The organism is Dankookia rubra (genome assembly GCF_004355005.1).
GTDB classification, from domain to species: Bacteria; Pseudomonadota; Alphaproteobacteria; order Acetobacterales; family Acetobacteraceae; genus Paracraurococcus; species Paracraurococcus ruber_A.
This window is the reverse complement of record NZ_SMSJ01000162.1, coordinates 1-7,550: the sequence shown is the minus strand read 5'-3', so window position 1 is coordinate 7,550 and position 7,550 is coordinate 1. Positions and strand designations below refer to the sequence as shown.

Here is a 7,550-nt window from a genome sequence, read left to right as displayed (position 1 = left end):
TCAATGAGTGGCGCCAGCACCTCCCATTGCGCATCCGTCAGAACTCGTGGCCTGCTTTCTTCAATCATCCCAGGTAGATGGGGCAATACTCAGGGACTGACAGGCCCTAGTAGTCAAAATGACCGCGGACCTCAAAGGCACCTCCGTTCGTCTGATCGATGCGGGCGTTGCGGCCGACGCACTGAGCGGGGGCGAGATGGCGCTGGCCTGGGTGGTCCAGGGGGTTCCACGGTCGGAGGCTAAGCGACGTGCCCTCGCTGTACGACTGGCATCCGCCGCAGCCGTTGCGTGGCGGCAGCACTACCAGATACAGCGTCTTGGCTTCCTGAACGCCTGACAGATTGGCAACACGCAGGGGAAACGGAGGTGGCAAAAAGCCGGCCAAATGCAGATGATAGCATGTCGGTCCGGAGGGCGTCGCCGCCTAGAGCAAACTCGGGCCTGATGAACTCCCAGGCCCGCATCAAACGAGTTTCCCACGGTGCTCGGCATGGGCGATCCGATGGTGAAAATCGAATGCATCCAAAGGGTCAGTGAACTCGAAGGTCAGCACCTCGCGTCCATTCAGATCTTCATCCTCCCGGACGCGCCATGCCGCGCGTGCGCGGTTGCCCAACCAGAACTCCGCATCTTCCCGCACGAGGTCTCGATGGGGGTCCTGGGGGTCGATAGTGATCTCTACGCGCATCTTCGTTCCTCCTGATGATGCGGGTATTTATCTCGGCGTGTTGTGGAGCAGTCTGAGCCGGAGCATGCAAGGAGCCCGCGTGATTCGCATTAGCATTCGGATTTCTCGGCGACGGCAGACGGCTGCGGGTACCCCAGCACCTGAAGCGATCACTGTTGTCTGAGATTCAGCCGGTCGCGTGCGAGCTTGGCATATCTCTTGTTCAGTTCGACGATGGTCGATGATCGATGATCGACCGCAGGCTCGGGTGGCGAACGCGGCAATGCCAGACCCGTCAAAAGGGTCCAGTACCCTGCCGCCGGGAGGGCGATCCCGCAAGGATGCAGCGACGGGCAAATTCGATCGGCACCGTGGTGGTGTGGAGCCTCTCGCGGGTCGAGGCGCACTGCTGGCAGCAATCCTGGCCACGCACCCGATGGTGCGTGGCCTCCTGTTCGGCTTCGGAGAGAAGCCAGCCGGAGGTGGCCTAATTGGGCTCGTCGTCGATCATCCAGCGGCGCAAGCGCTGCGCCAGGAGTTCGCGTGCCTGGAACTTACGGGTCACCCGCAACTCCACCAGCGCCCCGCTGTCATCAAGTCGGGCGGTAGCGACCTTCAAGAGTTCTCCCGAGGGGTCGTACCACGTCAGCCGGTCGAAGGTGTTGGCAATCTGCGGCGAGTCACCGACGGCCGCGCTGACCTCCGCGATCACCCAAGCGCTCGCCCAATCCAGCCTCGTGTCGCCCGACCAGGAACCGATCCGGGTCAAAGCCGGCTGGATTCCGCTCCAGCGTTCCCTATCGTCCGTCATTTCGTCCGTCCTACTCCAGCCAGCCTTATTGCCGGCCTGTGGGGTATGACGATCGCGCCAATAAGTGTCGTGCGGCGGCGGCGGGAACTGGGCGCCGACCGCACACTGGATCGGAGACGCACGCCAAAAATCGCCGTTCGGGCAGGTCGAGTGGGATGATGCGTAGGCGGACAGTCGGCCAAAATTGTAAGCTTTCTCAAATGCTTAAAGCTAGCCGATCAGCACCCGGTTTGCCTCGCTCGGTTCGCGGTGATTGCGGTCGAGGTCGTACATGCTCAGCGACTCGTCGACCTGTTCCAGGCGCCGCGGCAATGAATGGCTGGCCGACGAGTGCGAGCGGGGCCTGTATGCCAAGCGCTCGGTCGTTTGCACCAGGGAGGTGCAGGACCACGCGACCGACAGCCAGCAGGACCGTGCGAACGCCCGCGGGATCAAGGGTGGGCTGGAGGCCGGCGGGTTCCGCTACTGGGGGGTGATGCCGGCGGCTCCTGGCCACGACAACCGCAATGTCCGGATCACTGTTTATTTGCGTGACGAAGCGTTGGTCTCGGCGTTAGCGGAGAAGCTGCGCGGCATCATGCTCAACGAGATGGCCGAGCAGACTCGTGATCTCGTGTTCGGCGATTGGCGGCCCGAGGGGTGGGTGGCAACGGAGACGCCCATGGAGCGGATCAGGCGCAGCCTGCACCTTGGTGGCAATGTTTTTTCTATGAGAAACCCGACCACCTAGCGCGGTGGGGTGAGAAGGAAAAAGCTAGGTCCCATAAGGGATTTAGCCGTCCTTCTCACCTTCTCGCCCTTCTTTGTGAAGAAATTATTTAATTTAGAAATTCCAAATCCAATTTCCGGATAGTCTTCCGAAATGGCTCCAGTAGGTGGAGAAGCGAAGAAGCAAACTCCACCCCACGCCGGTTTGGAGGTTGCAGCCCACGCCACCGATTAGCAGATTGCCCACAACCTTCGACCCGACCCTAAGGCAGAAGCGTCGGTCATCGGCAGCCCTCGACGATGGCGCCGACAGAGCCGGCCGGGACGAAGTCAGCCGCCGAACCGCGCGCCGACGAACGGCAATGCCGTGATGCCGATGGTCAGCCTGCCGGTCCTGGATCGTAGCCCAGGGTTCGACGACCATGCCGGCCAGGAGGAATCGCGCGGTCAGCCGGGCGGTGACGAGCAGATCAGCATCAGCGAACCGGCTCACCACCATGGTGCCGATGCAGGACAGGCTACTTCCGGATCGTCGAAATCGCCAGCTTGTCCCGCGGCGTAACCATGAAACATGATCGTCCGCGGCGGTTGACCGACATGATTAGCGCGGCCGAGGTCGTCGCCCCAGGCGGTGGCGAAATCATGGTGACAGGTAAGGCGGCGATGTTGAGGCCGGTCCGGCGATCGTTGAGAACGACGTGCCGGATCATCCGCAGGATGGTGTCGACGAACTCTCCCAGGCGATCGCCGACAATGGCCCAGGCTGTCGGATGGAATGTGCCGACCTCGGCGTCGTGATTGCTTGGATGGTCGCGCGCAGGATTCCGTTTGTGACGGCCCGGCTGACATCGACCTGCTGGTCGTCAGATCGCCGAGGCGAAAATCGCCCGACGATCTCGTAGGAATATGCAGGGAAAAATCCGGCAGCCAGCGTTCAAATAATTCAGTGTTTCCTCGAATTAAATTAGCCGATCCATCCCAGCCATGCTCCCATCCCTCAAGTCATCGAGGTCGGAGGGTTGAGTGGCGTCGGTTTACAAGCGAGGCGGGGTGTTTTGGGTTCGGTTTCGCGTGAACGGGCATCATGTTCGTCGCTCTGCTCATACTGCAAAAAAGCCGGAGGCCGCAGCATTCCTTCAACGCCTGCTAGGGGAATACGCAGCCAAGGCCCGTGGTGATCGCCCTCGCCATCTCTATGAAGATGCTGCTGCGCGATTCCTCGATGAGGCGTCGATCCGTCCCAAAACCTTAGCCTGCTACGCAACATCTAACCGGTCGTGCCTCCGAGTTTTCGCGGGACGCTATCTCGACGACATCGACCGGCGACTGATCGCCGAATTCGTCTCGCGCAGGAAGAAGGATGGGGTAAGCGACACCACGGTCCGTCGTGACCTCGCCTATCTGAGTTCGATGTGTACGCTGGCGATCCGGTGGGGATGGCTGGACACAAATCCGGTCACGATATTCAACAAGCGATCGCTGAAGGAATCGCGTCCCCGGACCCGGTTCCTGACGCACGCCGAGTATGAGGCCCTACTGGCCGAGGCCGCCGAGCATGTCCGTCCGGCCATCGTCCTCGCCACTGCGACGGGGTTGCGGAAGGAGGAACTGTTCAGTCTGACCGTCACGGCGATCGATCTGCCGCGGCGTGAAATCGTGCTCGACCGAACCAAGAGCGGGACCCCCCGCCGGGTACCCCTCAGCGACGCCGCGATCCTGGCCATCCAGAGGGTCATCGCCGACAAGGATCGGCCGAGGAATGCCATCTACTTGTTCACCAAGGCGGACGGCGGCCGGTATGGCGACGTGAAGAAAGGGTTCGCCGCCGCCTGCCGGCGCGCCAGGATCACCGGGCTGCGATGGCACGACCTCCGTCACACCTTCGCATCATGGTTCATCCAGTCGGGCGGCGACCTTTATCATCTGAGCCGCATTCTCGGTCACTCGACTGTGCAGATGACCACCCGATACAGCCATCTCCGAACCCAAGACATCCATATCGCCATGGAGCGAGCGGCACAGAATTGGCCACAGGATCGGCTGACCAACAGCGCCAACTGACGCCCCAAAAGCAAAGTTTGGCGGTATGTCAGGGAAGAAATGGTGCCGACTCGGGGAATTGAACCCCGGACCTACTGATTACGAATCAGTTGCTCTACCCCTGAGCTAAGTCGGCATCGCGGGCCCGTCGGGCCAGGGTCGCGGGGAGATACACGCGGGGCGGCGAAAGGGCAACGCCCCTTCGCCGCCCCGCGCCGGCTTTATGCCCCTCCGCGCTAGGCCGCCGTTGCCGCGGGCACCGATGCCTTCGCCGACTTCGTCCAGCCGATCTGCCCCACCGTGTCGCAGGCGCTGCAGACCGGCGCCCAGGCGGCGTGGTCGGTGCCGCAATGGGCGCAGCGCCAGCGCGGCTCGGGCGGCGCGGCGGCCGCCTGGCGCAGCCACTTCGCCTGCGCGGCGCGGGCCTCGGCGCTCTCGCCGTGCTCGGCCTCCTCCAGCTCGGCCAGCAGCAGGTAGGCCCGCCGATCCGCCTCGCCCGAAGCCACCAGCGCCTCGAGCGCGGTGCGCGCCCGGCCGGTCAGCCCGGCCGCCAGCGCCGAGCGGGCCAGCAGCAGCCGGCTTTCGGCAGCATTGGGGTTGCGGCGGATCAGCCCCTCGGCCGCCTTCACCCGGTTCAGGTCATCCGGCTCGTCCGCCAGGTAGGGCACCGCCAGGTCGGGATGCGGGGACGCGCTCCAGGCCTCCTCCAGCACCCCGCGCGCCCGGCGGGACGACCCGCCGGCGCGCAGCCGGTTGGCATGCGCCACCGCCGCCGGGGGGAAGGCCTTGTCGGCCTGGAAGGCCTGCCGTTCCAGCTCGGCCGCCTTGGCCGGGTCCGGCTCCTGCGCCGCGGCGGCCAGCGCCAGCACCGGCTTCGGCAGGTCGGGCGCCTGCAGCGCCAGCGCCTCGCGCCAGTCGCGCGTGTGCAGCGCGAGCTGGGCGCGTTCCTCGCGCAGCCAGGCGGCGCCGGGCTGCACCGCCTCGGCCTCCTTCGCCAAGGCCTGCGCCGCGTCCCAGTCGCCCCGCTGCATGGCCTGCCGCAGCAGGCCGCGCAGGCCGAGGAAGCGGGCGTCGTCGCGCTGCGCCAGCAGCCGGAAGGCGTCCGAGGCCGCCTCCTCGCGGCCCGAGAGCCGCTCCGCCTCGGCGGTCAGCAGCAGGGTCTGCGGTGTGTCGCCGAGGTAGCTGCGCGCCTTCCGCACCTCGAGCCGCGCCGCCTCGGCGGTGCCGGCGGCGAGCGCGATCAGCGTCCGGGTGACGGCGGCATCGCCCTCGGCCCGGCGCTTCGCCGCGCGCTTCGCGCGCATCCGCTGCGGCCAGCGGCGGATCCCGGCGATCGCCGCCAGGATGCCGTGCAGCACCAGGAAGAAGGTGGCCAGCAGCAGCAGCGCGATCGGGAAGCTCGTCCCGATCCAGGCGTCGCCGACCTTGATCTCCACCGTGCCGCCGAGCTGCGCCAGGTACATCGCCCCGGCGACGCCCAGCACCAGGACGAGCAGGATCGTGATGGCGGTCCGCATCGGCTTAGCCCGCCGCCAGCTGGCGCAGCGCGGCGCGCGCCGCGATCAGCGACCGGGCCTGGTCGGCCCAGGATTGCATCGCGGCCCGGGCGGGCGGCGGCAGCTTGCCGATATGCGTCAGGCTCATCTCGAGGTCCCCCGCCTCCAGCGCGCGGCGGGCGCGCTCGATCTCGGCCTCCGCGGCATCGCCCCAGACCACCTGCTCGCCGCGCCGGACCGTGACCAGCCCGCCGAGCCGTGACAGCGCGCTGTCCACCACGCCCGCCTTGCTGCCGTCCGGCTGCATCGCCGCATCCGAGGCCGCACGCGCGGCTTTGGCCGCATCCTCGAAGGAGAGCCGCAGCGAGGCCTCGGTCGGCGGCGCCGACTGCGCGAAGCGGGCGAGCGCCTGCGGCGGCTGGTCGACCTTGGCCAGCCCCTCGCCGAGCGGCTGGCCCGCGGTCAGCGCGCCGCGCAGCCGGTCGATCGCGGCGAGCCGGGCGGTGCGGTCCTCGAGCTCCTTCATCTGCTTCTGCGCGGTCTCGACCGCCGCGATGCGCTGGCCGAGCTGGTCCTCCAGCGCCTTCAGCCGCTTCTCGGCCTCCTGCCGGGCGGATTTCTCGCGCTCCTCGTCGCTGCTCTTCATCTCCTGCAGCGTCTTCTGCATGGCCTGCTGCGCCGCCTGCTCGCGCTGCTCGTCGGCCTTCGCCGCCTCCTGCAGCCGGCGGCCGAGATCGGTGTCGAGCTGCTGGATGCGGGCGGCCTGCGCCTCGACCCGGTTGCCGAGCGCGTCGAAGGCGGCGCGCGGGGCGACCGCGGCGGGGTCGAAGGCGGGCTTCTGCTCGATCCCCTGCAGCCGGCGCTCGTTCGCCGCGGCGCGGTCGGTGGCCTGGGCGGCGGCGCGCTCGGCGACCGCGGCGCGTTCCGCGAGCGAGGCCACCTGGCCCTCCAGCGGGCGCAGGTCCGGCATGGCCGGGGCCGGCTTGGTCTCCAGCGCCTGAACCCGGCCCTCGATCGGCGCGAGCGCCTGCAGCCGGCCGCCCAGCGTGCCGAGCTCGCCCCGCACGCCTTCCAGCGCGCCGAGCCGCTGTTCCAGCTGCGCCACCCGGGCCGGGTCGATGCTGGCGTCGCTGGTCGCGCGCGGCGTGGTCAGCAGCCACCAGACCGCCAGCAGCAGCACGACGCCGCCGACGCCGATCATGACCGCCGCCGGGTCCAGCCGCTTCGGCGCGGGCGGGCTCAGCGGGGAATTGCGGGCGGGCGGCGCGGACGCGGCCGACGAAGCCTGGGGGGGCGGGGTCTCGGGAGATTCGCTCATCGGGTGCAGCCTACCTGGGACCGAGCAATGCCAACAATGCGTCCTGGTCGGGCCGATCGGCGATTCGCACCGCGTGCCAAGCCAGGGGTGCGAGGACCCGGGTCGCCGCCTCGGCGACCCTCGGGCTGATCGCCAACGCCACCGTCCTCGCCGCGGTTTCGGCGAGGCCGGCAGCCTTCAGCAGGGACATGGCACAGCGCGCCGAGCGCGGCGAGAAGAACAGCACGGCAACGACCTCACCATCCCGTTGCAGCGCCGCCAGGGCCTCCGCCGGCAGGGCGGGCGCCGGGCGGGCGGCATAGGCGATGCGGCGCAGCACGCGGAAGCCCCGCGCGCGGAGGTCGGCGGCGAGATCGGCGCCATAGCCCTCCCCCACCGCCAGCAGCAGCGGGCCGGCGGCGGGGTCGAGTGTCCGCGCGGCGAGCCCGGCCAGCGCCGCGGCATCGCCGGCCGCGGCCTCGACCCGGGCGAAGCCGCGCGCCCGCGCCTCGGCCGCCGTCGCCTCGCCGA

General features: G+C 67.9%; 7 protein-coding genes and 1 tRNA gene. 2 read left to right on the top strand and 6 right to left on the bottom strand.

The window, feature by feature from the left end; translation table 11 throughout:
* Positions 1-463: 463 nt before the first annotated feature.
* Complete coding sequence (locus tag E2C06_RS34670) at positions 464-688, bottom strand: hypothetical protein (RefSeq protein WP_133293107.1); 225 nt, start codon at positions 686-688, stop codon at positions 464-466.
* Positions 689-1,154: 466 nt separating this feature from the next.
* Positions 1,155-1,478 (bottom strand): hypothetical protein, encoded by a 324-nt coding sequence (locus E2C06_RS34665; protein WP_133293106.1) that lies wholly within the window; start codon positions 1,476-1,478, stop codon positions 1,155-1,157.
* A gap of 271 nt (positions 1,479-1,749) precedes the next feature.
* On the opposite strand from E2C06_RS34665, the gene E2C06_RS34660 reads away from it, so the two are divergent.
* Both E2C06_RS34660 and E2C06_RS34655 read left to right on the top strand, forming a co-directional pair.
* Positions 1,750-2,208 carry a hypothetical protein gene (locus E2C06_RS34660; protein WP_133293105.1) on the top strand — a complete coding sequence of 153 codons (459 nt, stop codon included), beginning with the start codon at positions 1,750-1,752 and terminating at the stop codon, positions 2,206-2,208.
* Positions 2,209-3,209: 1,001 nt separating this feature from the next.
* Positions 3,210-4,247, top strand: a complete 1,038-nt coding sequence (locus E2C06_RS34655; RefSeq protein ID WP_133293104.1) for a tyrosine-type recombinase/integrase — start codon at positions 3,210-3,212, stop codon at positions 4,245-4,247.
* A gap of 40 nt (positions 4,248-4,287) precedes the next feature.
* Here E2C06_RS34655 and E2C06_RS34650 read toward each other — a convergent pair.
* From E2C06_RS34650 to E2C06_RS34635, 4 genes are all read right to left on the bottom strand, one after another.
* Positions 4,288-4,362: transfer RNA gene (locus E2C06_RS34650), tRNA-Thr, on the bottom strand.
* Positions 4,363-4,462: 100 nt separating this feature from the next.
* Positions 4,463-5,743 (bottom strand): heme biosynthesis HemY N-terminal domain-containing protein, encoded by a 1,281-nt coding sequence (locus E2C06_RS34645; protein ID WP_133293103.1) that lies wholly within the window; start codon positions 5,741-5,743, stop codon positions 4,463-4,465.
* 4 nt (positions 5,744-5,747) lie between these two features.
* A complete protein-coding gene (locus tag E2C06_RS34640; RefSeq protein WP_133293102.1) occupies positions 5,748-7,040 on the bottom strand; it encodes a hypothetical protein in 1,293 nt (430 codons plus the stop codon).
* Between the two features lie 10 nt (positions 7,041-7,050).
* A partial coding sequence (locus E2C06_RS34635; protein ID WP_193560537.1) for a uroporphyrinogen-III synthase occupies positions 7,051-7,550 on the bottom strand: 500 nt, incomplete at its 5' end.

Coding starts and splice junctions, on each gene's coding strand:
- E2C06_RS34670 (WP_133293107.1), bottom strand. CDS start 688: ATGCGCGTAGAGATCACTATCGACCCCCAGGACCCCCATCGAGACCTC.
- E2C06_RS34660 (WP_133293105.1), top strand. CDS start 1,750: ATGCTCAGCGACTCGTCGACCTGTTCCAGGCGCCGCGGCAATGAATGG.
- E2C06_RS34665 (WP_133293106.1), bottom strand. CDS start 1,478: ATGACGGACGATAGGGAACGCTGGAGCGGAATCCAGCCGGCTTTGACC.
- E2C06_RS34640 (WP_133293102.1), bottom strand. CDS start 7,040: ATGAGCGAATCTCCCGAGACCCCGCCCCCCCAGGCTTCGTCGGCCGCG.
- E2C06_RS34645 (WP_133293103.1), bottom strand. CDS start 5,743: ATGCGGACCGCCATCACGATCCTGCTCGTCCTGGTGCTGGGCGTCGCC.